Consider the following 23,784-nt stretch of genomic DNA (forward strand, 5'->3'; position numbering starts at 1 on the left):
CAGCGGGAACGGCATCAAAGATCCTCGTCCTCGTCTTCGATGTCCTCGAACATCGCTTCGAGCGTTTCGCTGATCCGGATTCCGGCCTGCTCGATGCCATCGCCGATATTGCAGATTCCTTGGCCGACACTGGCCAGGCCGAAATAGATCGCCAAGGCGATCATGAGGGTCTCGATGAAGCTCATTGTGCCTCGATGCAGAACAGGTTGTTGATTTTGTCAGTGGCCTCGTGTGCCTTGATGACGGCAGCCAGGTTCATGGCAGCGGAACGGGTCAGCAGAACCGCCATCGCGATGCCGAACAGCCCGGCGGTACGCATTGATCAGATGATCGTGAGATGTCCGCAGCGGACGAGCCGGGTCATCCAGGCCTTCACCTGGCCCTCGAAATCGATCATCTCGCCGCCGCTGGTCTGCCAGTGCGGGCGGATGATCACGATGCGATCGAACTGATAGCTGCGCGGGCTGTCGCCGTGCCGAAACACGCGCCAATGCCGGGTATCAAGATCAAACGCTGAGATGTATTTCTCGGCAATGTCCGTGCTCGCCGCGATGATGGCGTTCCTCATGGAACAGTCCTTGAATTGGAGCGAGGGGCGGGACTCGAACCCGCAACCTTCTGCTTGGAAGGCAGACGCTCTACCGTTGAGCTACCCCAGCAATGAGATCTTGCAGCCGCTTCTCTTCCTGGCGGCACAGGGCTTGGCCGAGATCGGTGCGACGCTTCGGGTCTGTCAGGCAGGCCTTTAGATGCTTGATCTCGATCGGGATCAGAGAGGTCTTCATGCCGATTTCCTTGTTACGGCCAAAAGCCGAGCCAGATGCCCCAGCCATGGATGACGCCAACAGGCCATGCGATGGTGCCGACGAGCAGCAGAAGTGTGCGACCATCCTTGATGGTGGTTACGCCATGCGTGATCCAGGCGCTGGCCGCGATGATCAGGCAGCCGAAATACCAGTAGAGTAGCGTTGGGCTCAGCCTCATGATTCCTCATACGTTGGGTTGCCGAAGACTGGGCTCGAACCAGCGCATCCCCTGCGGGCATTCTCCCACTGAACTACTTCGGCGGAGGTGGCAGGAAGGGCTCCTCGAAGAGCCCCCTTTCCATGGCGACGGCGCGCATGGCTTTGAGGACGTCGTCGATCCGACGTTCCTTGATGGCGCCGACCGGCGTCAGGCCGCCGAGCATCTCATTTCCGCGGGCCATCCAGGCCTGCGCTTCGACCGTTCCGACCACCTGGTCCAGATGCTTGATGACTTGGTAGGCCTGCATGGCGAGAGGCGATGTCGAGATCGGATCAGGCTTCGTCATGTCGAAGCACCGTTCGTGGTCCAGCCGATGCAGGATCGTAGATGCAGGCGATCTCGACCGCCTGTTCAGCATCCGCTCCGGCGCACATTGCGCCGAACGCATACTCCTTGCCAGATCCGATCGCAGTCCAATTCACCTTGCAGCGGTATGAACCGCCTTGCTCGAACACATCCACCTCCGGCTCACCATTCCTGGCGATGAGCCCGGTGTCGTATTCGCTCAGCTCCGGCGGATCTCCGATCTCACCAGCCAGAAACCAGCGGTGAAAGGCCTGAGCCCAGTTCAAGTTGCCAGAGCAGCCGCAAAGGGCTCCGTCGTCGCGCCTTACGATCTTGGTGACATGGCCAAACTTCGTCGACCCCTTGATGATGAGGGTGTCGGCCGCCATGACGCCGCTCTTGTAGGCAACTGTGGTCATGCGCCAGCCTTGATGAGCTGACAGCCGTAGTTCTGGCCGCGCTTGATGAACTTGAATGAGCCGGTCACCGAACCCTTGACGAGGTGCGGGATCATGGCCTCGAAGTCCTTCAGGAAGACGATGACGATCTTGCCGTTGTGGTCCTTGAAGTCGAAATAGGCGGCGGACCTGCCGCGGCTATAGCCGACATAGGTCAGCGTCGCCACGAACGGAGCGTTGTCGCGCCATTCGAGATCAGTCATCCAGCTGTCAGCCCAGTGCTGCTGGTTGCCATCCTTGTCGAATGGGATCTGGTATTGCCCCTTCGGCATCAGCGCTTCCCTGCCTCGACGTCTGCGACGAGAACCATGAAGGCAATCGCGATAGCGAATCCGATCAGGATCTGTGTGATCTCATGCGCGATCATGTTCACGCTGCCTCCTGCCGGCGGCGACGGCGGCGCCCGGGTACTGGCGCCTCAGCGGTCGTGACTGCATTGACCGCAGCGCTGGTGATGTCGTCCTGGACGGCTTCGAGCGCCTTCTCCATCGCGTGGAAGAGCAGGAACTGGTGAACTAGGTCGTCGGAGACGTCATGATGCTGGATGGTCATCTCCTCGTGAGGAACGATGTCCGGCCCGATGGTGAGCGGCATCAGCATGTTCCGCGACTCGTCCCGGCGCAGCTGGGTCATGCCCGGCCGCCAGGTGCCGTGGCGCGTCCACAGCTTCAACTCGTCGTCGAAAGCCATTTGCGCCTTCGAGATCAGTGCAGCACTCACGCCCATGAGGTCTGGCCTTCTCGCTTTGAAAGGGTGAGCCGGGCTGCCGTTGGCGAGCACCGGTCTCTGGGAAACTGGTTCAGAACGGCCGATGCCGTTTGGGCTGCTCTGGCTTGGAGCGCCCGTTGATCTTCTCGACGAGGTGAGTGCCGAGAGCGAGAATCGTGATGAGGATCATGGCGCAGAAGCCGAGGGTGACGAGTTTGAGGACCAGCTGGCAGAGGACGACGACGAACTCGATGTCAGCGAACATCACGACCGCGCTCCCGGAGGCATGCCCATCCACTGGGCGAGCCAGAACACTCCGAGCACGGCTGCACACACGGCCGGCGTCAGGACGAGGGAAACGAGGGGAGCCACAGGTGATCCTTTCCGCGCCGTCCCCCGGGGCTCGCCAGCGGTGGAGGCCGGCGTTCCCGGGATCGGAGCGAACTGTGAGGTTTCTTGAATTTGCAGGAATGCCAATCTAGCGCTTCTGTACCCCAATACACGACATTCGTCAAGGGGTGAATGCAAAAAAGCAAATACAGATGCAAATCACGGAACCTGATCGTCCCTGACCGGCTGCAGATGACGTGGCCGGCGCCCGCCGCCAGGCGGAAATGACATGGTTGGAGTGGGGGTTATAGTGAGGGTTCTAGTATACGGTTATTGGTGTCGGCCAGTTTGACAGGGGGTGTCGGCGTATTTGACAGGGGGTGTCGGCCGGTTTGACAGGGGGTGTCGGCCTGTTTGACACCCCCCTCACCGCCGCGGCGTCCTGTTTTGGTTCAGATCTGGGCGCGATAGCGCCCTCGCCCTATGCCCGGTTTTGACCCGGGCATAGTCGAGGGCAAACCTCAGCGTTCTTGGGACGGAAAGCATGGAGCTCACCCGCCGGCCCGATCGAAACCGGCAACATGAAGGTGGTTGGCACGTCTACTTTGGCGACGTTCGGGTCGGGCACATCGGCCGGCGATCCGGCGTTCCGACCGACCTCCAACAATGGGGATGGAGCTGCGGCTTCTACCCGGGTTGCGGCCCAAGCCAGACCGCCAACGGATCAGCCTCGAGTTTTGAGGAGGCCAAGGCTGGATTCGAAAACGCTTGGCAGAAGCTACTGCCGAACTTGAAGGACGCCGACTTCGAGGCCTGGCGGAAGGATCGAGACTTCTCTGCCTGGAAGCAGCGTATGTGGGACGAGAAGTGCCGGCTGCCGACGCAGAACCCGAACGGGATCTCGCGCTGCTTCTGCGGAGAGACCATCACGAACGCCGACTACAGCCGGCACATCCATACAGCTCACAAGGGGATTGGGGCATGAAGCTCACCGAGGATCGTCCGTACGCCAAGCCGGAAGCTGCCGCTCGCCGGCTGATGGAGATCGCGCGAACGGTCGTGCCGGTCCAGGACGGACGCATTCACATTGAGAAGATCAACGGCCCCTTCCTGCTGGTCGATGGAGGCAAGCCGGCTGAGTATCGCGCCGGCCTCGATCTCCTGCTCGCAAGAGGCATCCTGGAAATCCACGAGAGCGGCACTTACGTGAGGATCCTGGATCATTCGGATGCAAGTTTGCCTGCGCTGTAGCAACGCCCGTTGGGTCTGTGAGGCCCACCCAGATCTGCCGTGGGGCATCGCAGATCATGCGTGCGGTTGTGGAGCGCCTGGTGAGCCCTGCCCGCTCTGCAATGTGGGGGACGTCCCACTGATGCCGGACGGATTCGTCGCTGAATCGGTTGTGGATGGCCACCTGCTCGATCTTCAAGATATTGACGAGGTGGAGGAGCTTCTCGTAAATATTGAACGACTGAAAAAGCCAACGTGATCAACCAGATGGATGATCGCTATGACGGACATAGCGAACGAAGTCCTAAGACCAATTTTTACGGCAACATTTCATTAAGGCCATAGGTGCAGGATCAAAGGTAAGCCAGGTCGTTCAATGGCCCGGTGAAACGGGGAGAAGTGTTTCCACCACCTCTCCCCATTCCGTAACGCCTTTGGAGCACCTCAGATGCTTATTCCCAAAGACGACCCATGGCGGTTCATCGAGATACTTCTCGATCTCGCCAAGCTTATCCTGTTGATCTTCCGCAGGTAAGCCACTACTCGACACGAAGGCCCCGGACCCCCGGGGCCTTTTTCGTGAGCTTCGATAGAGTTAAGAATGGTCTATTAGGAGTTAACGAAGGGTCAATTCTGTGGCACCTAAATACCGTTGCAGCAATTTTCCGTTGGCGTTTGCTCCCGCGAGCTGACGCGGAATGCCCTGGTCCAGTGCCTTCGACGATCCAATCCCCCTCCCCAATGGCAAGCACGCGAAAACGTTGCGTGAGGCTGCTGACTACATCCTCAGCCTGCCAGAAGCTGAGCAGCAGCACCGTGCTTGGCAGCCGGCTATCGAGATCTTGATCGGCGCCGCAGAGGGGCGTGATTTCATGCTGCACGCCTGGATCGCGATGAAGCAGGCTCTTGGCAAAGACATGCCTGCTCCCGAGTCCCCGAAGAAAAGGGCGAAGAGCTATCGCATCATCCGGTAGCTCACACCGCTGACGGTGGATTTGGTAGCGGAGAAACAGCCGCTGGCCGAGGCCTGGAATGTCTCTGGCCACGACACCGATTTCCCCTGTGTCTTCCGCGGAACTCCTGCCGGCAACGGCGCTCCTGAAGCGGAGACCATGTCGGCCGCCCGGCAAGCAGGTCGTCGAGCACAAAGCTGATCACCTCGACCAGCTCGACGTTGGTCATAAGGTCGATCTCGGCGTTGGCCTCAACGCGGTTGTGAATGCGCTCGTCGATCAGGTGGGTGCGAATGCGTTGGACAAGGCTAGGCATTAATATCTCCAGTTCGGAATGTCAGAAATGTACCAGAAGAATTTCGTACCCGCAATGTTCTTTTTTGATCATAGGTAACATATTGCTGTTCGGCCACATTTGCATTTCATTTGCATTTATGCTAACCGGACGAGATGCAGCTTCACGACGTGCAAATTCACGACATCGAGATCATTGAAGTGAGCAAGGCCGCTCGCCTGGTCGACAAGTTCCATGGGGCCGCAATCTGCCCGATGCTCAAAGCGCAGGCGCTGTCGGAAAAGCAGATGATCCAGAACCTCATCATGGCGAGGCTCGGGGCGGCGACAGTCGATGAAGCTCAGGCGATCTACCTCTGCGACCGGGTGATCGCTGCTTGCGAGAGGGCGATGCCGTGACGGATGTCACCCAGCTGATTTCCGATGCCCTCGCCAATGCCGAGGCCGTCAAGTCGGCCAACATGATCGGCGTCCGCATGCGCGATGAGACGCGCCGCGAGGTCACGCTGACCACGATCATCCAGGGCAGCCCGCTCGCCTGGATCGCCTACAATGCCAACCAGCTCGACGAGCTGATCCGGCTGCTCATGGCATACCGTGCCGACATGGTGTCGGAATGACCGACGTCACCCGCGCCTGCGACACCTGCAAACACCTCAAGGTGCCGGCAAACCCAGACCACGCCAAGCACTATCGCGTCTGCACGGTCGTCACGCCGCTGCCGGCGAACATGCATGTCTGGAACAGGGCCTCGATGGAGGGCCGCGTGGAGGGCGCCGACCGCTGGATCACGACCCACTGCGTCGAGACCAAGCTCGGGCTCAAGGACTGCGAGCTGCACGCGCCACTGGACGGGAAGGATGAGCGCGAAGCGCTCGCCGGCTATGAGTTGCTCGCCCACCTGGGGAGCATGATCGCTGCCGAGGAACTGAAAGTGCGTGACCGGATCGCCAGTGCTCGCAATGAGCTGGCGGCCGAGCGCGCCTGGCACGAGTTTCATCAGGCCGTGGAGCCGATCCGCGCCGAGATCCGCCACCTCGTCAGCCAGCTCGCCGCGATCGAGGCCTGCAAGCCGCGGCCGGTCCTCATTCTGAAAGATCAGGCCGGAGCCCTCGCCACATGAGACCGACCCTGATCGTCTACGCACACCCCGACACGCTGCAGATCCTCGCCGAGACCGGCAAGCGCTTCGCCGGAGGGCGGCGCAGCTTCCGAGACCGTCTCCACGCAGCCTGGCTGGTATTCACCGGGCGGGCCGACGCGCTGATGTGGGATTGGTAGCTGTGGACGACTGGCAGTGGACCTACCGCATACTGAAATGGTTCGAGCGGCAGCGCGATGAGCACGGCGACAATCCCTGCCCCGGCTACTGGTCGAACTGCATCCTGAACTATGCCGAGGCCCTCGACATGGTGTGGTGTTGAGCGCGGCAAGGGCGTATTATCACTCCATGCCGATAGAGTTCCTGCATGGCCGTGTGCTTGATCCCGAGGAGCTGGAGGAGATCCGCCAGCAGATCGAGGAGTTCGATGCGATCGACCCAGAGGTCCGCGGCATCGTCGAGCGAAACTGGCCGCATCTGCTGGCGAAGCTAACGCCCGATGATGATTCATAGAGTAAGCGCTCGCTACACTTGCACGGCGACAGCTCACCTGCAAATGTGAGTTCCTGGGGGAAAGCGGGGGGGCTGGAAGTGGATTATCACTTGGAGCGCGAGCTGCGGCTGCACACTGGGCCGAAGCACAAGAATCTGTACAGCTGGGCGATCAACGAGTTCAACGACAAGGGGAATAGGGTCGGTGAAGATCAGATCCCATGGCCTTGGTCGCAGCATTTCATCGCCACCTCCGCCGCTTTTGCTGACAGCATCGACCTAAAGACCAAGTACGGGTCGCGGGACGCTGCGCCCCCCACACGCGAGATCACCGAGCGCCAGGTCATCTCCGTGGGGTTGCGCCCCCGAGATGATGGATGGATCTCTGGGACCAAGTTCTCGATGTTCGGCACGGACCGCGCTATCAAGTCCTTCGAACTCGCCATTGAGCCGCTCGCTGACCCGGCAGAACAGGAGAACTGCACGGCCTGGGGCACGGTGTCCTACACATCGGAGATCGACTTCAGAAACTCGACGACCGACGACTGTGTGGTTTTCTATCTCGCGGTCAAGCCGGAGACGTTCGCTCGCTACGCCGCAAAGCTCGCGGCCGGATCGGTTGATGAGATCGCCTTCCGTGTTAGCTCAGTGGCCGGCTTTTATGCCGAGTGGAGCCCGGGCATCTCGACCAGCCGCGTGAAGGTTCTAACGCGCGGCGACGAGCACCGGGTCCAGCTGCCTGAAGACGTGGACTTCGAACCGCCGCGGCTCGGTGAGGTCGGAGCGGCGGCGCTGCACATCAATCGGCGCCTCGAGTTTGCAAAGCAGGCCGCCGAGACGCACGATGATCAGGAGCCGGCCCGCCATGGCACGGTGCTGGTGGCGCCCGAGACGAAGCCGGCCGTCGTCGCGCCCGACCCGCAGACCCTGAAGGCGCTGAAATCACTCAAGCGCGCCGCGTGGTTCATCGTCAGCCTGCTCACGCTGATCTTCCTCGCCCTGGTGCTGAGGAGCTGAGCTGGCCTGGGCCGCCCTCGCCAGCCGCTGGGACGCGAACCCTTGCTCTCCTATAGTAGCGCGGAGCGCTCGCCGGAAATGGCCTTTTGGGGCGCCGCGTGCTACAATGAACCTCCAGAACAGGGTGTGGTCTTTTTTCAGGGCCGCTCCTCCAGCGGCTGGATATCTAGTGGCATGAGCAAGAACGTCTGGGTCAGTCGCCAGTTCGGCAAGTACCACGTCGGCATGTGGCTGCCGATCAAGAGGCTCCTCGGCCTGGGTTTCCTGGTCTATCTTGGCTTCGCCTTCGCCGGTCTGATCTCCGTAAGCAATAAGATCGACAACGACAAGGAGTTCTACGCCCAGAAGCCGGTCGTCATGGTGAACAAGTGGACCTGCACAGAGGACCGCGAACGCATGCCGGAAGGTCTTAAGCGAATGGGCATGGAGCAATGCTGGTCCACTGAGCGCAATGCTCGGGGCGACTACCGATACGAGGCAGTCGGCGCCACCTCCATCGTCAAGGCACGCATCAAAGACTAGGCTGGGTTAGCGCGAAGCGCTCGCTGCAAATGGCCTTTTAGGCGTGGCGGCGCTGGGATGAACCTCCCGAAAGGGGTGGGGTCTTTTTCGAGGCCCCCCATTTGCATTCCTGGGCCGCCCAGGCGCAGCGCGGGCCGTCTGTGAGCGATGCCAGCCAAGGCACCGGAGCAGCGACCAGCCCCGTTTGCGCTCTCCTGCCCCCGTTTCTGCAAGCCGACGAGCCATTTGGCGGGGAGGGTCCTCGGCCAGCGAAAAAGGCCCTTTTGGCGGTTCGAAGTGTGGGGGTGACGGCCATGCCAGCCCCCATGTTCAATAAAAAATTCTGAAAATCCGCACGCCGCACCTCGATCGAGGGAACCTACTATTTGCATACGAGGCATGCACATTTGCATAAATGCAGAATGCAAAAGCTATTAGTTATGTACTTTTCGATATCGTCTTGTTTTCACTGCGCTTTTTCGCGTGAGCTAATAGCTAAGCCAGGAAACTTCTGAATTAAAGAATCGTAAGTCATTGATTTTACTGCAAAATGTTTTTCTTGATCGATTTGCATTATCGACTATTGTCTATTTGTGAATGCAAACGGACTGAACAAACGGAGTTTTCGAACGGACTAAGGTTTCCCGCGCGATACGAGTCTCTCGACTCGGTTGGACTCAGGAAAGTGACCTTTCCAGAGCACGGGAGACCTTTGCCTGAACCTCGAAATTCTCCGGCACCCACCGGAAACAGCATTTAGCAAAGGACAACGGAAATGACTACCGCAACGAATACCACTCCCGCCCGCACCCTTGGCCAAATCGTTCTTGATGCGGCCGTCAGGGCTGTCAAGGCGGACGATGCCGCCGCGTTCACGGGCACCGTTTCGCTGGCCCTTGTCATGGCAAACAAGCAAGTGGAGCTCGCCGAGTCCGATAAGGGAATCGACGACAAGGAAAACAAGAAGGTGTTCCGCGCCTTCCTGAAGTATTTCGCCAGCAAGGGAAACCCGGTGTGGCGCGACACGGATCATTTGGTGTCCGGCTTCATGGCGCTTCGCGACAAGAAGGCGCGTGAGGCTGCCGTGTCCGAATATATCGACGGCGGAAAGAGCGTGAAAACGCAATTCGCCAAGCCGGAAGGCGCCAAGCTCAACGAAGGGCTGTCCAAGCTTCGCACGTGGTCTTTCCGCCTGATGACGGACGTCTGCACCAATCACGCGGACGTCATCCGGGACATGCTGGCAAAGCAGAAGGCCGGCGCATCGGGCGAAGCGCTGGTGCAGAATTTCACGGATTTCGTCAAGCGGACCTATGGCGGTTCCTTCGCCAAGATGACGGCCGCGCTGTCCGTCGACAAGCCGCAAAAGCAGGTTGACGCAATCGAGTCGATCGTCAAGCGGGCGGACGGCATGACGGACGGGGAACTCTCCGTTCTCATTCGGCGGCTCAATGAGATTGTCGCGAAGCGCGCCGCAACGGACGAAACCATCGAGTCGGTGTTCGGCGAAGCCCCGGCGGAAGCCCCGACTCTCATCCCGGCCCAAGCCGCCTAAGGGCAGCACGGCGAAACCAAATCCCGCGGAGTAGACCAAGCCCTGCCCGGCTCACCGGGCGGGGTTTCGGTGCGGTCTTTTTTTTGACTTTTTCCGGCAGGGGCCGGCGCTGACACACAGCGCGAGCTGGCCGGGTTTGGAAATTTTCCCTCAGCCGCAGCTGAGACCCCCACCCTCAAATCTCTGGAGACCTGCGATGGGCAAGCGCTTCATCGAACGCCCCACTGCGCGCCAAATCATCGACCGTGCCGAGCGCGAGGCTCAGTACGAGAGAGCGCTGGACCGCGATCGCGACTGGCTGGCCGCAAACTTCGGCCCACCCCCTGCCCCGCGCCTGCCGACCAAGGCCGAGCTGAAGGCGGCTGAGGAGAAGGCCACCTTCGATCGCTTCTACGACGAGTGGGAGCACAACGAGATCCCAGATCGCCTTGGTAAGACCGGCCAGTACGAGCCGAAGTCGATCTACTCGCCTGCCCCCGCCTCGCGCATCCGCCGTGAAGCGCCTCGCAAGCGTAAGATCGCCGAGCGCACCGAACGCGATTGCATGCTGCCGGACGACATGCGCCGGCACCGCACCTTCCACGTCACCGATGGCCGTGGCCGCGACACCGCGACCATCACCATCAACCCGTTCTCGAAACGGATCACCATCACCGGGGCTGGCTTCCGATGATGCATCCGCGCTTCGAGGAGGCGCAAGGCCGGCTGTCCCGGCTCGGGCGCCACATCCGCGGCCGCTTATCCCGCAAACAGAAGCGGACCTACGCGGCGATGTTCCACACCGCACTCGAGAAGGACGAGCGAGGGGACCAAGCGGTCCGTCTCATCGACGACCTGATCGAGCAGAACCGCCCCCTGAAATGGTGACCATGAGGAATGACTATGGCCTACGCCTTTGATACGCTCGGCTATTCGAAGCGGCTGCAGGATGGGGGTGTCCCCCGATCCCAGGCCGATGCCCAGGCGGAAGCCGCAAGGGACTTCATCATGGCCGAGCTTGTGACCAAGACTGACCTGGCTGCCACCAAGACCGAGCTGACCGCAGCAATCGACAACGCGGTGCTGCGCCTGACCGTCCGCCTCGGTGGAATGGTCGCAGCCGGCATCGCCGCCCTGGCGATCCTCGAGCGCATCCTGCGACCGTAAGGTCTGCCGCCCCTCCATCTCACCTGATCTGAGCAACGCGCTGCACCCTCCGCAGCGCGTTTTTCTTTGCGCCTCCCACGCCCCGCCAACTCGAACACATGGTGACTGCCATGACCATCATCCCTGCCCTCGACTGGCTCAAGCTGGTCTCCCAAGACGACGTACCCGTCCCCGGCCTGTTCAATATCCGCGATCGCTCCGGTCGCATCATGCTCAATCACGACGTGGAGCGCTTCGAGGCCGAGCAGTGGCTCGACTACATGCGAACCCGCTACGCCCCCGGCAAGCCCTTCGAGAACGGCAAGGGCATCCACCCCGATCACGGCTTCCACATCGTCGAGGTCACCGCTGACGGCGCCTACGAGGAGCCCCTCTCCGAGCCGTTTGCAGCGTGAGGCTCGCCATGGGTCTGTTCTCGTACCGCGTCGACCCGCTCTTGAGCGCCATCCTCATCCTCGCAGCCGCAAGCGCCGGCTGGATCACCGGAGGAATTTGGTGGTGAACACAACATCTGGTGCCTGAGGCCTCGAAAAGGGGTCTCAGACCCGGTTTTGGGACCATTTTGCCCCCTCAGCACACTAGATCTGGTGTTTCCAGGGTGCGTTGAGGCGTGAAAATGCAAATTTGTCTTTTATGGCGAGGGAAGGTTGAGATCGACGGACCTGCCGCTCTGGCTGCCGTTTGCATCGATTTGCCGGCTGAATGAGATCGTCGAGACCATGGGGTCCGGTTGGGTCGTAACGCCCTCCCCTCCTGCCTCTCCTGTCCCTGCTGCTTCCCCTTCTCCTGCTCCCTCTCCTGTGTCTGCGCCCTCTTGAGGGTGTGCATGTCCGGCGGCCCGCGAATGGGCAGCCCCTGGAAATTCGGCTGTTTCTTGGAAGTTTCGCCAACTCTAACGCACGGAGCCTATCATGCTCGACATGCTTCAGAAGCTCTATGAGGAGCTTCGCTTCGCCCCCTCGAAGACCCTGGAACAGTGCTACGCCCTGAACGAGGTAGCCTACCTTCTGGGGTCCGGTAACGCCTCTGCCGGCTTGGTCCGGATGGCGATCGAGTACCTTCGGGCGGCCTTCGGAAAATGAGGCCGAAATTCCCTCGCGGGAATTTCTGACGGGGTTTTTGGCGAATTATTTGGGGATTTTCCAGCCCCCGAAAACGCACCGTTCCCAGCCTCCTTTCTCTCACACAATCATGGCGGAAGTTTGCTCTTGCATTTGTTTTCGCCTTCGTGCAAATGCCAATGCCAACGGAGATTCGGCCATGGCCAGCAAGTTCTTCGACGCCACGATCTATCACACCGCCCCGGGCCACGGGGAAACCAAGGTCGGCATCACCTTCAAGCCGGCGCCGTCGCTAACGCAGGACGAGCTGCACGAGATGATCAGCGACCTGATCAAGCTGTCCGCCGACATGTTCGGCGACGACGCCCACCTCTCCAGCTGCGCTCCAGGAGCCTGACCATGCCCGGCCACATCGGCGAATACCTCATCACCGGCGGGATGGTCCTCTCCGCCCTGGCAGCCTTCCTCTACATCTGGAAGGCCTGACCATGCTCAAGTTCCTGATCATCTCCACCATGATCGGCGTCATCACGATCGGCCCGCTGGTCGCCATCGCGGCCACCTGCGCCGGCATCACGAAGGTCGGCGCCCTCATCGTTCTGGTGCTCGCATGAAATTTCCGGAAGGCTCTGCGCCACCGAGCGCCGAGACGATCGCCCGGGTCAACAATCCGGCCACCTTTGTCGTCGCCACCTGGAACCGCATCCCGGCTGACAACAGCGGCAAGCGCGAGGTCCGCTACCTCACGAGCCGTGTGTCCGCTGTCCGGGAAATCGAGCTGTGGAGCATCTGCCGCAGCAACGCGCGTCAGTTCGAAACCGAAGCCGAGGCCGAGGCGGCGATCGCCGCTCTCAAACTTCAACATCTCCACAGGTTGGCCAAGGTCTACCCCAACTGCGAAGCCCACGTGATGACCGGCGGCATCGCCGGCTGGGAGCTGACATGAAGCACGCTGTCCTGGTGGTCCTAGAAGTAAAGGGCAACATCGACGCGGCCGGCCTCGTGAGCCTCGCGATCGACAAGCTCATAGGCCCATGCCGTTCCGCTGACGACGTCATAGTTGGAGACCTTGAAGAGGTTTCAGGCGCAGGCATGGAACTCGCCGACTCCGACAGAGAGATCGACGAGGAGGATGACGATGGCGATGACTAACCAACTCCTCCGCGAGATCGAGCGCGTCCTGTCGCCCGGTCCGACCATCGAGGCCCGCTCCGCCGCATACGAGGCCGAGCTGGTCCGTCGCTATCACGCTGGCGAGTTCCTCACCACCGCTGACAAGCGCGAGGCTCGCCGGATCATCCGCCGCGACATTCGCCACTGAGGAAACCAATGCCCGCCCCTCGTTTCGCCATCGTCCTCGATGCCAGCGACGAAACCGGCTTCCCGTTGAATCGGCTTCCGCGTGACTTCGTCGAGCGCGCTGATCTCGTGGTCACATCCACCGGCAAGGTGCTGAAGCAGCGCTTCGGCAGCTCGACCAACGTCCGTAAAGCGCGCCGCGCCGCGCGCCTTCTCGGAGTGAAGGGAACGAAGCCATGACCACCGCAACATTCCGAGACGAGATCTGGGCGCCGGCCATGACCGCCTCCCGGGTGCTCGAGATCGACGGGTGAGCCATGAAGATCAGGACCTGCTTCCCCTTCTTCCGTCACTCCCTCGGCTGGCGCTGGGAGGGCAACGGCCAACAACTCCTCATCGAGCTGTGGCGTCTGCGCATCTCGGCACACCTCCAACCCAACTGGTGATCCGATGAAACGAACCAAAAGGCAGCAGAAGATCGATGCCGACCGCATCCAGCGCGCCATCACCGGCATGATCATCTCGATGATGGCGATCCCCCGCATCTACGCCCATGCCGAAAAGCTGATCGCCGAGGGCGCGACCGACGAGCAGCTCAAGGCCAGCATCCGCCAGCTCGTGGGAGAACCGGCATGATGGCTGGACTTCCCAACCCGATCCTTTTGGTAGTCGCCCTGATCCTGGATGCGCTCTTTGTGAGGAGGCGAAAATGAGCGGCGCGATGATGTTCGTCGGCACACCCACCGTGGTCGCATCCGGCCAAAACGTTGGGCGATGCACCACGTTAGAGAGATCCCGACAGGTCGGGGATTCCTGCAAGGTTCGTCCAGCAGAATGGTCCTTAACCGATCTGTCGTCCCTGCAATGGAAGTCGGTTGCAGGGAGTTCGGTCTTACGGCATCGGCAAGCGTGGCGGTGATGCCACGCATTACCCAGAGGCTGAGCTAAAGGCGCCCGTCGAGCGCCTGGCTATGAGGCCACCCGAGCAAGACGTGTGAAGTTCGCGACCCGGGAGAAATCGGGAGCGTATTTGGTTTCTGCTACCCGAAAGCAGTGGCGAGCCGGCGCAAACCGGCAACACAACAGGTGCTGACATGAAGCTCTAGCCCCCGCCTCCTCTTATCCCATAGCAGCCCCATCCGGTTAGGCCATCAAGGCATAGTCGCTGCAACAAAACCAAAGCCGGCACTCTCGTCAGACTCGACAAGCTAGATCCCACGCGAAGTGGGTGCCCCTCCGAGCGATACGTCAGATGCCAATCAAAGCCTGCTGATCGCAGCGTCAACCCGACGACGTTAAACCCGGTTCTGGCCAAAGAAGGCCTGCCAACCTCAAGCAAGCGTGATTGCTGAGGCGCTGACCACCGCCAGCGATATTGCGGTGGAGAATTTGCAAGGTGAAATCATGAGCGACGCGCTACTTCGCGGCAACGACCATATCTACCGCAACCTGTATCTGACACACGATGGCAGGGTCGAATCACTGGAAGATATCAACACCGACACTGCCCCAGGTCTGACGCCGGCACAGCGCAAGGCGATCGGCGCGATCAGCTCTGGCGAGGCCGACATCATCATTGCCGATGACGGCACGATCCGGCTGTGGATCCACGGAGAAACGGTCTCGCGGTGAATCGTTAGGCAAGCGGGTCTTAGTCGCGAGCGGCCCTGGCCTGGACCCAATTCTGCCTAGCAGGCCAGGCACCCCTGTTCACGCCCGAGGTGCGCCCCGGGCTTTGCTTGAAGGCAAAAAACAAATGACGCAGCCGCAGCTGCAGCACTACGAAAGATCCAGGCGACGGCTTGCTGATGCCGACATCGCCTTCATGGAAATGGTCGCACGCCCGACCAACCCGATGACGCGCGAGGATCTGCAGGCGCTGATCAAGCTGCGCCCGGATCACTACGGCCGGTTCTCCGGCTGGCTCGACGTTCTGCCGAGTAGAGCAGTCTGATGCTCGCTCTGCAGGTCGCGACATACGAGGCACTCGCCTTCCTCGGTCCGCAGTGGAGCGCGCTATTCGCGGGTTTCGCTGTCGTCATCTGGGGCGAGCTGCACATCACACCGGCCGGCATGGCCTATCTCGAGGCGCTGGAGCACTGACATGGGCACAGCACTGATCCGCCGCGTCCCCGATATCGGGGAAACGTTCGAGGATGGCGATCCTCCGTTCAGACACGGCTTCCGCGTCAGCTCATGGCTCAAGCGGGCAAAGCGCCAGCACGGACTGGCCCAGGACGTTGGGCCTGACAACTGCAAACTCGTGTTCTGCCTGCGAGACGAGGCCGAATACGTCAGCGCATCAGGCGTGTGCGGGATCATCCGCCGCGTCGAGGACGTCGTGATCACCGGCCGCGTGCCATGGAGCGGGGAGTGGATCCAGGAGTCCCGTTCGCGCGCAATCCGGCTCGTCGGCAATGTTGTTTGGTGAAGCCATGCCCAAATTCGAAATCAACGACTGGGTCCGATCTGTCGGGGTCGGCTCGAAAGAATCGTTCGTCGGCCAGATCACCGGCAATTGCAACGGTGGCCAGGATTACATCGTCCGCTGCGCCGAGAACAAGCGCTGGGGACGGTCCGAGGACCAGTTGGAGCTGGTCAGCAAGGGCGACGCCAAGCGCCTGGTCTACGGTTACAGAGGAGCTGCATGATGCCGCGCAAGTTCAAGCACGATTCGGCTGACCGCTACCACTGCAGCTACTGTGGCATCGCCGAGGATATCCATCTGCTCGATGGTGTCCTCAAGGATGAGCAGGACACCGGCAAGCTGTCCTGCATCCGCTGCTATCCGAATGACAGCTGGTGCTGCGGCGCCGTCGAGATGGTGGAGATGAGCATCGCTCCATCCCTCAAGCCCTTCTACGACCAATATGCCGCGAGCGAGCGGTGGAACGAGGCGCACCGTGGCTAAGCAGCGCCATCGCCGTCCGTATGGCCGGCATCGTCGTGACTACGGCTGCTGCCCAGGTCACGACCTCTATCCGTCCGAAACCTACAACAGCCGGCGATCGAAGAAAGCGCGTTCTCGTGACAATGCGAAGATGCACCGCGCATTCCGCCGCACGAGCAAGCAGGAGCTGGCCCATGGCCCGGAAGCCACCGACGAGAGGTTGTCATGAGCGCGTATGAACGCTGCCCCTGCCCGAAAACGTCGCCGTGGGGCGCCATCCAGGACAAGAAGGAGTTGGCGCCTGGCATCTGGCAGATCTCGACCGCCGGCCATGGCGGCATCAAGCTGTCCCGCGAGCGCAACGCCGCGGTGCCAAAATACATGCGGCGCGAGGGCGGCTGGTACGAGGAGGATTGCGAATGGGCGCTGGCCGCTGCCGTGCATCCGATCGGCTTCCAGCGCGTGATCAAGACCGATGGTAAGCCGGCTCGAACCGAGTTCGAGATGGCCATCGAGACATTCCGCCATTGGCATCCTGACGCTTATGAAAACTTTACCGGCGTTCCGCTGCTGCCGGGCGAGTCGCGCATCAAGGATGAGCGGCAGTTCGCGCTCGACAACGAGGGCAACTTCGTCGTCGCTGCAGCCTGGGGCGAGTGGGCGTCATGGGTTCCGGAAGGAAAGGTCGGCGTCATCGCTCGCCGTTCGTCGGACAAGGCCGAGAAGTGGTTCCTGGTCGATGCTGGACTCTATTCGAAGCGGACGGGTTGGGGCTTCGTCATTGATCTGGCTCGCGACACTGAGATCAGCAAGCCGGAGGGTCTGTGATGGAACGCATGCTCTATCTAGTCGCGCCGACCAACGACCAATGCCAATGGGACGAGAATGGCCCGATCATCCGCGACCTGTTCGTCTGGGCCGCGGACGCGAGCGAAGCTGTCAAGCTGTGGCGTGAGTTCAATGACATGGACGGACAGGGCGACACCGTGCTCGGTCTGTCGGAGAAGATCCGCGTGTTCGAAGTTCCGATTATGCCTGCTGGTGCGTCATCGGCTGCGGTCGGATGGGGCGACATTCATTCCTTTGGTGCAACCATCAGCGAACGGAGCGAGCTGTGAGCTACACCCCGCCTGACTACATGGACGACCTCAACCGAGCGCTTAACGTTTCGCTGGACACCGATGACTGCGAGCTGCAGGCGACGGCGGCCATCGCAGAAGTTGACCGACTGCAGGGCATCGAGAAGCTGCTGCGCGACAACCTTGTCCACATCATCGCAGCCCTGGAGCAGAAGCGGGATAGCGACGCCGATAACGACCGTGAAGGCGAAGCTGAAGAGGCCGGCACACTGATCAGGCTGCTGCGAAGCCTTCCCGATCAAGCTACAGCCGAGTCCTACATCGAGGACGAGGAAGAGGGGGACGAAGATGGGAGTGAGTGAGCACGCTTCCGGAACCAGCTCCGGCTGGCGCTATGACAATCCCGAGAACGACAGGATCATCCTGTCGATCTACGGTCCGAAAGGCGCGACCAAGTTCTGCGGCGTTCTTAGCACAATCGACGCCCGCAACCTGCGGGACCAGCTCGATATGGCGCTCAACAAGATCGTCGACGCCAGGGCGAGGACTACGGTCTATGTCGTGGTCGAGAATGCCGGCTACGACGGGGAGCGAGATGCGCAGCAATGCGCCAGCTATGGTGACGCCATCGAGTGGATGACCAGCAAGTATTCTCCAAAGGAGATCGAGGAGAAGCGGATGGCGATCTGTCGCGACATCGCCGGAGAGCGCAGCTACGATCTGTGAATTCTCTTGACTTTTGCTTTGCTTGAATGCAAATCTGCTGCAAACGGAGGGCGGAATGAAAATCTCACTGAAGCGAGCGTTGAAGCTCCGTAAGGAGCTGGAGGCGATGCTCGCCAAGATCGAGCTGCCGACCAACGTCAGCCTGTCGCTGCTGATCCAGCAGAATGTCGATGATCCGGCGGAAATGGTGATCCGACCCGGCGTCCGGACGCTGACGCAGCGCATCGACGAATACATGGCGCTCTCCCTGGTGCTGGCGAACCTGCGCCAGGCGATCGCCAAGGCCAACGTCGAGCAAGGCGTCGAGGCAGCCCTCGCCCAGGCGGCGCACCACAACCGCGTCATGGCGATCCTGAAGAAGCTGGCGTCCGCTGGTGTCACGCCGGCCGAGGAGCAGCTGAAGGCCGAGCTGGCTTTCAGCCTCAGCGCCCTGCAGAGCGCCGAGCGCAGCTATGGCGTGAACCGCGCTGTGAACGTGTCGGTGGTGTTGCCCGAGCTGCGGGACAAGGCCGCCGCGGGCTACATCGAAGCCAAGCGGTCGCTCGAAGCGATCGAAGATAATCGCGCCGGGCTGAACGCCGCGGTGCATCTGGAACTCGCAGAAGGTGATGCAAACCTGCTCCGGCAGACAGGCCTCATCTGACGCAAGTGGGCGGGAGACTTACCGAAGGCACACCGATCGAAAGATCATCATTGGCAAACAACGCCCTCACCCCGAGGTCACAACGCTCCTCGTTACCCGGCTGAACCCGCTCCCCATCGTGTGGAGCTTCGTCACTCGTCCGGTTTTATGAGCGCTCGTTGCTTGTGGTTTGTTCCTCGTTGATCGTCCCTCGTTCGTGCTCTGACGTTCGTCTCCCGCTTCTGACCTGAGCAAGCTCCCGTCGTCTATCGGCAAGGACACCGCCCTCTCAAGGCGGAAAGGAAGGTTCGATTCCTTCCGGGAGCGCCAGGACGCTTAGCAAGCGATTGCATCGGCCGAGGGGTGAATCTGATCGTCGAAGATCAGGCGAGTCCAATTGGGCTCGGTAGCAACAAGCGTGCGTGGGGACGTCGCCCCTCGCCCGATGCAATCCCTGCGATCCACCCAGACATCGCTGACCTTCCGCCCTGCGCTTCATCACGGAACGCAGCACGGAGCGACATGCGTTGCTCTGCCGGACAACCTCCGGCTTTATCACAAGGAGTCTGCTACATGATCAAGAAGTTCGCGTTGCTTGCCGCTGCCACCATGCTCGCTGCACTGTCCGTGATGTCGTCCCCGGCCGCTGCCGGCGACTATACGGTCTACAACTCGGCGACCGGCCAGGTCGGCACCGGCAACCTGCATCTCGAATACACGGCGCCGTCCACGATCGTCGAGAGCGACGTCAAGACCTGGCCGAGCATCGGCGCCGGTTCGATCGACAGCCGGCCGTCGCACAACTTCTCGAAGAAGGCCTACGCCAAGAGCACCATCGTCGAGAGCGATCCGTCGACCTGGTACATCTTCAGCGCATCGGCGCGCTGATCAGCTGAACGTGACTTTCGGGAGGGGAGCAATCTCCTCCCGGATTGCGTTTGCTTTGTGTTGCGTTTGCACGAATTGCGATGCAAATTCGGAGCAGGAGAAGCTCATGTTCGCCTTCGTAACCGGTCCGGAGTACCGCCTGCCCTTCGGCACATTCACCATCTGTCGCTTCCGGAAGAACCATGTGCATCGCGACTTCCAGAACCTCAGCTGGACCGAGCCGATGGACTTGAGCGTCAGCGTCCCGGCGCTGGACCTGGCCGCCATTCACCCCGCCAACAACGACAATGAGAGGGTCGCCTGATGGACCTGCACTGGATCCACAAAGCCAGAGACTTCGCCAAGCACGCCCACGGCTCGCAGCTCCGCAAGTATACCGGCGTGCCGTACTGGCACCATCTGGAAGAGGTGGCCGGGATCCTTTTGCGCCATTCGCAGAACCCACAGGTCGTCGCCGCTGGTTGGCTGCACGACACGCTCGAAGACACCTCGACCACATACGAGCAGCTGGTTGCGGAGTTCGACGCCACGATCGCCGAACTGGTGCTGGAGGTGACGGACGTGAGCCGCCCCGAGCACGGCAAGCGCCCGATGCGCAAGCGGCTCGATCGACAATACCTGGCCGGAGCCTCGGCCTTCGGCCAGATGATCAAATGCGCCGACACCATCAGCAACACCCGCGACATCGCCGAACACGATCATCGGTTCGCTCGCGAGGTCTACATCCCTGAGAAGGCAGCTCTGGTACCGGTCCTCGTGAACGCCAGGAACCTCTGCTACCCGCTGTGGCGCGCGGCGTTCGACGAGGTCGAGAAGGCGAAGTTCGAGCTGCAAATCGCAGCATGACGGAGCTGAACGGTCATGTCTGAACAGGACTTGCCGCGTAGACCTCGTGGTCGTCCTCGCAAAGACGATACGACGGTCTACGCCCCGCCGAAGCGGACAAGAACTAAACGTCTGAAGAAGGCCTTGCCAACCGTAGATCCTTTGACTGGCCTTCCTTTTCGTCCGCGCGGAAGGCCTAGATCAAACGACACGACAGTATATGCTCCGAATGCTAACAAAAAGCGACTTCTACTGTCAGTTGCGCCGACTGGCGGCATTCCTGAAAACCTAACCGGTAAGGTATTTGGGCATTGGAAGCCTCTATATCGCGGAACGCCACAAAAGCCATCAATTCCTGGGCGTCAGATTCCCTGGAAATGCGAGTGTATCAACTGCGGAAACGAGCAGTGGATACTTCCTATCATGTTCAAATGGGACCGTAATCGAGCCCGCTGCGCTCAGTGCCAGTACGCAAAGACGTGCATAGGTTGCGGTGAACCTATCAAGGATGGACGTCTTAGAAGACGAACGTGTTCTGAGCAATGCAGGCACAAAATTCGCCTGATACGTGCGTCTCATCACAGCCGAAGAAGCGCAATAGCCTTGCAGATCGCGCGATCTCACGGCTTCGAACCAAACCATGACGAAGCTCCAGCCTGGAGGCAGTGGGCAGAGTCCATGGGTATTGATTTAGATGCAATGGCAAGGGAGATAGCCAACGATGCCGACGCTTAGTTCTGATATATCGACCGCGACTTTGCCGGCGCGCAGACCACGTCGGAGACAGCAGCCTCAGACTCTGATGGAGCTTCTGGTCAAGCTGGAGTCGAAGAACCCAAGCCTCAACCGGGACGATATGCTCGAAGAGTATCGCGACGCGCTTCTCGACCCGCGTAATCACGATCTTCTTTTGAGCGCCATCGACCTCGCATTCTCCCTGAATTTCGGGAAGCTGCACTCCAAGAAGATCAAAAAGACTGACTCGGAGATTGCCGCCCAAAAGGCGAGAATGGCGAAGGTCGTCGAGAGCGCCAGGGACACGGTGACAAAGTATGTCGTCGAGGTCGGTTTCTGGGATTACCCGATGCCGAACGGCAAGCGCCTGCACGAATGCACCGTGAAGGAGGCCAAGCTGCTCAAGCCCAAGATCGGCGGTCTGCTCAAGATCATCGACAATCTGCGGGGCAAGCCAACCGACGTCATCGGCGAAATCTACACCAAATCCCAGCTGAAAAAACTGGCGACCTGATATCGGCCCGAGGAGGCTTCCAACATGTTCCGCACAATCCGTGCGCTCTTCCGCATCAGGCAGCTGACGCGGATTGAAAAGGCGGCCAGGCGTGCCGTCCGAAATGCACGGTTTCTCGACGATTATCTCAACGCTACCGAACGTCCCCCAACGGGGGACGACTATAACATCCTAATGGGCCACATCGCATATCTGGATGCGGCACTGGAGGACTGATGCCATTCGATCACGACGTCAAGCAGCTGGCCTACACGCTCGATCCTGCGTGCTGGGTCAGCTACAGCGGCAAGGGACGATGGTTCAAGGCGGCCCTGGATGATCGGCGCAACGCCGCATTGAGGCAGGCGCAAGCGCAGATCGATGCCGTGAAGGCGCGTCATGCTGCCCGGCAAGAGCAGAGGGATCGCGAGCGGCGCACCGGAGCGCATGTGCTGGAGACCGCCAAGTCTCTGGGTTGGCCGGACGATGGCGAGGGAGCGCTGGAGTTTCTGCTTCGGCGCACCCGGGAAGTTGCGATCGAGGATTGCAAGGGTGAGAGCGAGCCGGTTTGCGTCGCTTGCGGACAACCCTGGACTGGCGAAGCCTGCGGTCAGAAAGACAATGGCTGGCCGTTCGAGGTTTGCGCGCCGGTCAAGCCCGAGCGATAGCTTCCTCGATCTTCCGCTTCCGCACCGACCGAACTTGCTCCAGCATCTCGCCATGTGACAGGAACCTGATCCGGGACTTGTCCGTGGAGAGACGCATGGCCTGCACGGCGAACTCTGCCGTGACATCGAACCAGCTGCCAGCGAGGCGGCGATTGCCCTTGTCGAACACGCCGCAGACGTCGCCAGCGATCCGGTTGGCGAGCAGTTCCCCATCCACCCAGATGATGTGATGGACCTGCAGCTCCTTCCAGCAGCCGAGCTGCATGGTCTTCAGGCTGCTCTGCAAGTTCGCTGAGACGCCGATCCGCAGCGGCCGGCCGCCATCAGGCCCAACCGCATAGACGGAGCAGAAGCCCAGCTTCGTGAAGATCTCGCGCTCCTGCTTCGTCGAGAACCAGGGCAGGCCGTTTACGATTTCAGATTTCCCCATTCCACCAGTATGGGGTCTTATGCGCTTGAATGCAAATTTTGCTTGCGTCGGGCGCAAATGCAAATTACCCAGATCAAACCCACTCAGGAGGGATAGATGACCGATAGAAGACCAGTGCTTTCCGCTGACGCCCTTCAGATCATGCCAGCGGAACACAAGGCGTTGCTCGAAGTCCGTGAGCTGTTCGCCAACGGCGCTTTCCACCACGACCACGAGATGAATTTCGGCCAGCAGAACGGCTTCAACATGGAGTGCCTGTTCGACAAACGCGAGTGCGGGACGACCGCCTGCATCGGCGGCTGGATGTGGGCTGTCATGAAGCGAGATGGCGCCACCGAGAGCAAGAGCGGAGCCCGATACGTCAAGGACGATCGCAGCTATCGCCTTCAATTCCTGTTCTATCCGCCGCTCGATGACCTCAACGGCATGACCTACGACTACATCACGCCCGGCGCGGCCCTGGCGGCGATCGACAATTTCCTGTCCACGGGCGAGCCGAATTGGCCGCAGGCCTGCGGTATCGATCAGTCCTTCGAGGTCGAAGATGCTTGACTTCAGTAAGCCCATGCAGACCCGGGAGGGGCGCCCTGCCCGGTTCATCGGCCGTGGCTTCTGGAATGGCCCGGGCTGCGGACCACTGTTGTTTGCTGTTGATTGCGATGGCGTCGAGCGCCTCGCCTTCCGTGAGGAGGACGGCCGGTATCCGAAGTGTTACCGCGGCGGTGAAGAGCAGTCCATGTGGGACATCGTCAACGTCGGCCCTGACGTGGTCGTAATCGTGCTCGGCGGCAACGCACATGTGGCGCAGATGAAGCTCGGCATGTCGGTCGAGATCCGCGACTACGATGTCGAGGTCTTCTCCGAGGATCCTGAAAACGGAATCCTGAGGGACAACCACGGCCGACTGTATCAGTGCAGCCACTACAGCTGCTCCTAACCAACACCCCCGTTGAGCAAAGCGCGCCGCCCTC

56 protein-coding genes and 3 tRNA genes are annotated in these 23,784 nt (G+C 60.6%); 46 read left to right on the forward strand and 13 right to left on the reverse strand.

Translation table 11 applies throughout. From position 1 onward, the window contains the following. Positions 1-14 precede the first annotated feature (14 nt). The 12 genes from QW863_RS20205 to QW863_RS20260 all read right to left on the reverse strand — a co-directional run bounded on the left by QW863_RS20205 (position 15) and on the right by QW863_RS20260 (position 2,742). Positions 15-185, reverse strand: coding sequence for a hypothetical protein (locus tag QW863_RS20205; RefSeq protein ID WP_315740102.1), 171 nt, complete (start codon positions 183-185; stop codon positions 15-17). Next, the gene (locus tag QW863_RS20210; RefSeq protein ID WP_315768407.1) at positions 182-319 is read right to left on the reverse strand and encodes a hypothetical protein; all 138 of its coding nucleotides are present in this window, start codon (positions 317-319) and stop codon (positions 182-184) included. Before QW863_RS20210 ends, QW863_RS20205 begins: the two co-directional genes overlap by 4 nt. A gap of 3 nt (positions 320-322) precedes the next feature. Then, positions 323-568: a hypothetical protein gene (locus tag QW863_RS20215; protein ID WP_315768409.1), complete on the reverse strand. Its 246-nt coding sequence runs from the start codon at positions 566-568 to the stop codon at positions 323-325. A gap of 16 nt (positions 569-584) precedes the next feature. After that, positions 585-659, reverse strand: a tRNA-Gly gene (locus tag QW863_RS20220). After that, on the reverse strand, positions 639-785 hold the full coding sequence (locus QW863_RS20225; protein ID WP_315768411.1) for a hypothetical protein: 147 nt from the start codon (positions 783-785) through the stop codon (positions 639-641). The genes QW863_RS20220 and QW863_RS20225 overlap by 21 nt, the downstream gene beginning before the upstream one ends. Before the next feature lie 13 nt (positions 786-798). Continuing rightward, positions 799-984, reverse strand: a complete 186-nt coding sequence (locus tag QW863_RS20230; RefSeq protein WP_315740098.1) for a hypothetical protein — start codon at positions 982-984, stop codon at positions 799-801. A gap of 19 nt (positions 985-1,003) precedes the next feature. Continuing rightward, positions 1,004-1,067, reverse strand: a tRNA-OTHER gene (locus QW863_RS20235). Continuing rightward, the gene (locus QW863_RS20240; RefSeq protein ID WP_315768413.1) at positions 1,058-1,312 is read right to left on the reverse strand and encodes a hypothetical protein; all 255 of its coding nucleotides are present in this window, start codon (positions 1,310-1,312) and stop codon (positions 1,058-1,060) included. Before QW863_RS20240 ends, QW863_RS20235 begins: the two co-directional genes overlap by 10 nt. Then, positions 1,299-1,730: a hypothetical protein gene (locus tag QW863_RS20245; RefSeq protein WP_315768415.1), complete on the reverse strand. Its 432-nt coding sequence runs from the start codon at positions 1,728-1,730 to the stop codon at positions 1,299-1,301. The genes QW863_RS20240 and QW863_RS20245 overlap by 14 nt, the downstream gene beginning before the upstream one ends. Beyond that, a complete protein-coding gene (locus QW863_RS20250; protein WP_315768417.1) occupies positions 1,727-2,041 on the reverse strand; it encodes a hypothetical protein in 315 nt (104 codons plus the stop codon). The genes QW863_RS20245 and QW863_RS20250 overlap by 4 nt, the downstream gene beginning before the upstream one ends. Before the next feature lie 97 nt (positions 2,042-2,138). Further along, positions 2,139-2,459, reverse strand: coding sequence for a hypothetical protein (locus QW863_RS20255; RefSeq protein WP_315768419.1), 321 nt, complete (start codon positions 2,457-2,459; stop codon positions 2,139-2,141). A 109-nt stretch (positions 2,460-2,568) separates the two neighbouring features. Further along, positions 2,569-2,742: a hypothetical protein gene (locus QW863_RS20260; protein ID WP_315768421.1), complete on the reverse strand. Its 174-nt coding sequence runs from the start codon at positions 2,740-2,742 to the stop codon at positions 2,569-2,571. Positions 2,743-3,351: 609 nt separating this feature from the next. On the opposite strand from QW863_RS20260, the gene QW863_RS20265 reads away from it, so the two are divergent. The 44 genes from QW863_RS20265 (at position 3,352) to QW863_RS20480 (ending at position 22,383) form a co-directional block, all read left to right on the forward strand. After that, a complete protein-coding gene (locus QW863_RS20265; RefSeq protein WP_315768423.1) occupies positions 3,352-3,792 on the forward strand; it encodes a hypothetical protein in 441 nt (146 codons plus the stop codon). Beyond that, positions 3,789-4,058, forward strand: a complete 270-nt coding sequence (locus QW863_RS20270) for a hypothetical protein (RefSeq protein ID WP_315768425.1) — start codon at positions 3,789-3,791, stop codon at positions 4,056-4,058. The genes QW863_RS20265 and QW863_RS20270 overlap by 4 nt, the downstream gene beginning before the upstream one ends. Positions 4,059-4,735: 677 nt before the next feature. Continuing rightward, on the forward strand, positions 4,736-5,011 hold the full coding sequence (locus tag QW863_RS20275; RefSeq protein ID WP_315768427.1) for a hypothetical protein: 276 nt from the start codon (positions 4,736-4,738) through the stop codon (positions 5,009-5,011). 58 nt (positions 5,012-5,069) lie between these two features. Continuing rightward, complete coding sequence (locus QW863_RS20280) at positions 5,070-5,309, forward strand: hypothetical protein (RefSeq protein WP_315768429.1); 240 nt, start codon at positions 5,070-5,072, stop codon at positions 5,307-5,309. 131 nt (positions 5,310-5,440) lie between these two features. Next, on the forward strand, positions 5,441-5,683 hold the full coding sequence (locus QW863_RS20285) for a hypothetical protein (protein ID WP_315768431.1): 243 nt from the start codon (positions 5,441-5,443) through the stop codon (positions 5,681-5,683). Continuing rightward, positions 5,680-5,904, forward strand: coding sequence for a hypothetical protein (locus QW863_RS20290; protein ID WP_315768433.1), 225 nt, complete (start codon positions 5,680-5,682; stop codon positions 5,902-5,904). Before QW863_RS20285 ends, QW863_RS20290 begins: the two co-directional genes overlap by 4 nt. After that, positions 5,901-6,407 carry a hypothetical protein gene (locus tag QW863_RS20295; protein ID WP_315768435.1) on the forward strand — a complete coding sequence of 169 codons (507 nt, stop codon included), beginning with the start codon at positions 5,901-5,903 and terminating at the stop codon, positions 6,405-6,407. Before QW863_RS20290 ends, QW863_RS20295 begins: the two co-directional genes overlap by 4 nt. Next, positions 6,404-6,565 (forward strand): hypothetical protein, encoded by a 162-nt coding sequence (locus QW863_RS20300; protein WP_315768437.1) that lies wholly within the window; start codon positions 6,404-6,406, stop codon positions 6,563-6,565. Before QW863_RS20295 ends, QW863_RS20300 begins: the two co-directional genes overlap by 4 nt. Beyond that, a complete protein-coding gene (locus QW863_RS20305; protein WP_315768439.1) occupies positions 6,559-6,708 on the forward strand; it encodes a hypothetical protein in 150 nt (49 codons plus the stop codon). Before QW863_RS20300 ends, QW863_RS20305 begins: the two co-directional genes overlap by 7 nt. Beyond that, the gene (locus tag QW863_RS20310) at positions 6,702-6,899 is read left to right on the forward strand and encodes a hypothetical protein (RefSeq protein WP_315768441.1); all 198 of its coding nucleotides are present in this window, start codon (positions 6,702-6,704) and stop codon (positions 6,897-6,899) included. Before QW863_RS20305 ends, QW863_RS20310 begins: the two co-directional genes overlap by 7 nt. 90 nt (positions 6,900-6,989) lie before the next feature. Next, positions 6,990-7,895: a hypothetical protein gene (locus QW863_RS20315; RefSeq protein WP_315768443.1), complete on the forward strand. Its 906-nt coding sequence runs from the start codon at positions 6,990-6,992 to the stop codon at positions 7,893-7,895. A 174-nt stretch (positions 7,896-8,069) separates the two neighbouring features. After that, on the forward strand, positions 8,070-8,417 hold the full coding sequence (locus QW863_RS20320) for a hypothetical protein (protein WP_315768445.1): 348 nt from the start codon (positions 8,070-8,072) through the stop codon (positions 8,415-8,417). A gap of 754 nt (positions 8,418-9,171) precedes the next feature. Then, entirely contained in the window at positions 9,172-9,951 is a 780-nt protein-coding gene (locus tag QW863_RS20325; RefSeq protein ID WP_315768446.1) for a hypothetical protein, read from the forward strand. 196 nt (positions 9,952-10,147) lie between these two features. Beyond that, positions 10,148-10,624 carry a hypothetical protein gene (locus QW863_RS20330; RefSeq protein WP_315768448.1) on the forward strand — a complete coding sequence of 159 codons (477 nt, stop codon included), beginning with the start codon at positions 10,148-10,150 and terminating at the stop codon, positions 10,622-10,624. Further along, a complete protein-coding gene (locus QW863_RS20335) occupies positions 10,621-10,818 on the forward strand; it encodes a hypothetical protein (protein WP_315768450.1) in 198 nt (65 codons plus the stop codon). Before QW863_RS20330 ends, QW863_RS20335 begins: the two co-directional genes overlap by 4 nt. Before the next feature lie 15 nt (positions 10,819-10,833). Then, complete coding sequence (locus QW863_RS20340; protein WP_315768452.1) at positions 10,834-11,097, forward strand: hypothetical protein; 264 nt, start codon at positions 10,834-10,836, stop codon at positions 11,095-11,097. Between the two features lie 110 nt (positions 11,098-11,207). Further along, a complete protein-coding gene (locus QW863_RS20345; RefSeq protein WP_315768454.1) occupies positions 11,208-11,492 on the forward strand; it encodes a hypothetical protein in 285 nt (94 codons plus the stop codon). A 516-nt stretch (positions 11,493-12,008) separates the two neighbouring features. Then, the gene (locus QW863_RS20350) at positions 12,009-12,179 is read left to right on the forward strand and encodes a hypothetical protein (protein WP_315768456.1); all 171 of its coding nucleotides are present in this window, start codon (positions 12,009-12,011) and stop codon (positions 12,177-12,179) included. A 178-nt stretch (positions 12,180-12,357) separates the two neighbouring features. Further along, positions 12,358-12,555, forward strand: a complete 198-nt coding sequence (locus QW863_RS20355; RefSeq protein WP_315768458.1) for a hypothetical protein — start codon at positions 12,358-12,360, stop codon at positions 12,553-12,555. Between the two features lie 91 nt (positions 12,556-12,646). Continuing rightward, positions 12,647-12,772, forward strand: coding sequence for a hypothetical protein (locus QW863_RS20360; RefSeq protein WP_315768460.1), 126 nt, complete (start codon positions 12,647-12,649; stop codon positions 12,770-12,772). After that, positions 12,769-13,104 (forward strand): hypothetical protein, encoded by a 336-nt coding sequence (locus QW863_RS20365; RefSeq protein ID WP_315768462.1) that lies wholly within the window; start codon positions 12,769-12,771, stop codon positions 13,102-13,104. The genes QW863_RS20360 and QW863_RS20365 overlap by 4 nt, the downstream gene beginning before the upstream one ends. Continuing rightward, the gene (locus tag QW863_RS20370; RefSeq protein ID WP_315768464.1) at positions 13,101-13,310 is read left to right on the forward strand and encodes a hypothetical protein; all 210 of its coding nucleotides are present in this window, start codon (positions 13,101-13,103) and stop codon (positions 13,308-13,310) included. Before QW863_RS20365 ends, QW863_RS20370 begins: the two co-directional genes overlap by 4 nt. Further along, positions 13,303-13,479 carry a hypothetical protein gene (locus QW863_RS20375; protein ID WP_315768466.1) on the forward strand — a complete coding sequence of 59 codons (177 nt, stop codon included), beginning with the start codon at positions 13,303-13,305 and terminating at the stop codon, positions 13,477-13,479. The genes QW863_RS20370 and QW863_RS20375 overlap by 8 nt, the downstream gene beginning before the upstream one ends. An 8-nt stretch (positions 13,480-13,487) precedes the next feature. Then, positions 13,488-13,697 carry a hypothetical protein gene (locus tag QW863_RS20380; RefSeq protein WP_315768468.1) on the forward strand — a complete coding sequence of 70 codons (210 nt, stop codon included), beginning with the start codon at positions 13,488-13,490 and terminating at the stop codon, positions 13,695-13,697. Between the two features lie 210 nt (positions 13,698-13,907). Further along, positions 13,908-14,093 carry a hypothetical protein gene (locus tag QW863_RS20385; RefSeq protein ID WP_315768469.1) on the forward strand — a complete coding sequence of 62 codons (186 nt, stop codon included), beginning with the start codon at positions 13,908-13,910 and terminating at the stop codon, positions 14,091-14,093. 705 nt (positions 14,094-14,798) lie between these two features. Further along, the gene (locus QW863_RS20390) at positions 14,799-15,089 is read left to right on the forward strand and encodes a hypothetical protein (protein WP_315768471.1); all 291 of its coding nucleotides are present in this window, start codon (positions 14,799-14,801) and stop codon (positions 15,087-15,089) included. Between the two features lie 124 nt (positions 15,090-15,213). After that, entirely contained in the window at positions 15,214-15,411 is a 198-nt protein-coding gene (locus QW863_RS20395) for a hypothetical protein (RefSeq protein ID WP_315768473.1), read from the forward strand. Continuing rightward, entirely contained in the window at positions 15,411-15,560 is a 150-nt protein-coding gene (locus QW863_RS20400) for a hypothetical protein (protein WP_315768475.1), read from the forward strand. Before QW863_RS20395 ends, QW863_RS20400 begins: the two co-directional genes overlap by 1 nt. A 1-nt stretch (position 15,561) precedes the next feature. Beyond that, complete coding sequence (locus QW863_RS20405) at positions 15,562-15,888, forward strand: hypothetical protein (protein WP_315768477.1); 327 nt, start codon at positions 15,562-15,564, stop codon at positions 15,886-15,888. A 4-nt stretch (positions 15,889-15,892) separates the two neighbouring features. Further along, positions 15,893-16,108, forward strand: coding sequence for a hypothetical protein (locus tag QW863_RS20410; RefSeq protein ID WP_315768479.1), 216 nt, complete (start codon positions 15,893-15,895; stop codon positions 16,106-16,108). Further along, positions 16,108-16,368 carry a hypothetical protein gene (locus QW863_RS20415; protein ID WP_315768480.1) on the forward strand — a complete coding sequence of 87 codons (261 nt, stop codon included), beginning with the start codon at positions 16,108-16,110 and terminating at the stop codon, positions 16,366-16,368. Before QW863_RS20410 ends, QW863_RS20415 begins: the two co-directional genes overlap by 1 nt. Then, entirely contained in the window at positions 16,361-16,576 is a 216-nt protein-coding gene (locus QW863_RS20420) for a hypothetical protein (protein WP_315768481.1), read from the forward strand. The genes QW863_RS20415 and QW863_RS20420 overlap by 8 nt, the downstream gene beginning before the upstream one ends. Then, the gene (locus tag QW863_RS20425; protein WP_315768482.1) at positions 16,573-17,175 is read left to right on the forward strand and encodes a DUF7007 domain-containing protein; all 603 of its coding nucleotides are present in this window, start codon (positions 16,573-16,575) and stop codon (positions 17,173-17,175) included. The genes QW863_RS20420 and QW863_RS20425 overlap by 4 nt, the downstream gene beginning before the upstream one ends. Continuing rightward, entirely contained in the window at positions 17,175-17,465 is a 291-nt protein-coding gene (locus QW863_RS20430; RefSeq protein ID WP_315768483.1) for a hypothetical protein, read from the forward strand. Before QW863_RS20425 ends, QW863_RS20430 begins: the two co-directional genes overlap by 1 nt. Then, positions 17,462-17,788: a hypothetical protein gene (locus QW863_RS20435; RefSeq protein ID WP_315768484.1), complete on the forward strand. Its 327-nt coding sequence runs from the start codon at positions 17,462-17,464 to the stop codon at positions 17,786-17,788. Before QW863_RS20430 ends, QW863_RS20435 begins: the two co-directional genes overlap by 4 nt. Beyond that, positions 17,781-18,152 carry a hypothetical protein gene (locus tag QW863_RS20440; protein WP_315768487.1) on the forward strand — a complete coding sequence of 124 codons (372 nt, stop codon included), beginning with the start codon at positions 17,781-17,783 and terminating at the stop codon, positions 18,150-18,152. Before QW863_RS20435 ends, QW863_RS20440 begins: the two co-directional genes overlap by 8 nt. Before the next feature lie 55 nt (positions 18,153-18,207). After that, positions 18,208-18,795, forward strand: coding sequence for a hypothetical protein (locus QW863_RS20445; protein WP_315740065.1), 588 nt, complete (start codon positions 18,208-18,210; stop codon positions 18,793-18,795). A 234-nt stretch (positions 18,796-19,029) separates the two neighbouring features. Next, positions 19,030-19,104, forward strand: a tRNA-Glu gene (locus QW863_RS20450). Positions 19,105-19,347: 243 nt separating this feature from the next. Beyond that, entirely contained in the window at positions 19,348-19,662 is a 315-nt protein-coding gene (locus tag QW863_RS20455; protein ID WP_315740064.1) for a hypothetical protein, read from the forward strand. A 106-nt stretch (positions 19,663-19,768) separates the two neighbouring features. Next, entirely contained in the window at positions 19,769-19,966 is a 198-nt protein-coding gene (locus QW863_RS20460; protein ID WP_315740063.1) for a hypothetical protein, read from the forward strand. Beyond that, positions 19,966-20,508 (forward strand): HD domain-containing protein, encoded by a 543-nt coding sequence (locus QW863_RS20465; protein WP_315768489.1) that lies wholly within the window; start codon positions 19,966-19,968, stop codon positions 20,506-20,508. The genes QW863_RS20460 and QW863_RS20465 overlap by 1 nt, the downstream gene beginning before the upstream one ends. A 781-nt stretch (positions 20,509-21,289) precedes the next feature. Next, positions 21,290-21,736: a hypothetical protein gene (locus QW863_RS20470; protein WP_315768491.1), complete on the forward strand. Its 447-nt coding sequence runs from the start codon at positions 21,290-21,292 to the stop codon at positions 21,734-21,736. Positions 21,737-21,760: 24 nt separating this feature from the next. Next, entirely contained in the window at positions 21,761-21,952 is a 192-nt protein-coding gene (locus QW863_RS20475; RefSeq protein WP_315768493.1) for a hypothetical protein, read from the forward strand. After that, entirely contained in the window at positions 21,952-22,383 is a 432-nt protein-coding gene (locus tag QW863_RS20480; RefSeq protein WP_315768495.1) for a hypothetical protein, read from the forward strand. The genes QW863_RS20475 and QW863_RS20480 overlap by 1 nt, the downstream gene beginning before the upstream one ends. Here QW863_RS20480 and QW863_RS20485 read toward each other — a convergent pair. After that, on the reverse strand, positions 22,367-23,026 hold the full coding sequence (locus QW863_RS20485; protein ID WP_315768497.1) for a hypothetical protein: 660 nt from the start codon (positions 23,024-23,026) through the stop codon (positions 22,367-22,369). The genes QW863_RS20480 and QW863_RS20485 overlap by 17 nt on opposite strands. Before the next feature lie 3 nt (positions 23,027-23,029). Between QW863_RS20485 and QW863_RS20490 the strand changes: the two genes are divergently transcribed. Together QW863_RS20490 and QW863_RS20495 are read left to right on the forward strand one after the other, a co-directional pair. Beyond that, positions 23,030-23,365, forward strand: coding sequence for a hypothetical protein (locus QW863_RS20490; protein WP_315740056.1), 336 nt, complete (start codon positions 23,030-23,032; stop codon positions 23,363-23,365). Beyond that, entirely contained in the window at positions 23,358-23,750 is a 393-nt protein-coding gene (locus QW863_RS20495) for a hypothetical protein (RefSeq protein ID WP_315768499.1), read from the forward strand. The genes QW863_RS20490 and QW863_RS20495 overlap by 8 nt, the downstream gene beginning before the upstream one ends. Positions 23,751-23,784: the final 34 nt, after the last annotated feature.

Source organism: Bradyrhizobium sp. SZCCHNR1017, assembly GCF_032381375.1.
Lineage (GTDB): Bacteria > Pseudomonadota > Alphaproteobacteria > Rhizobiales > Xanthobacteraceae > Bradyrhizobium.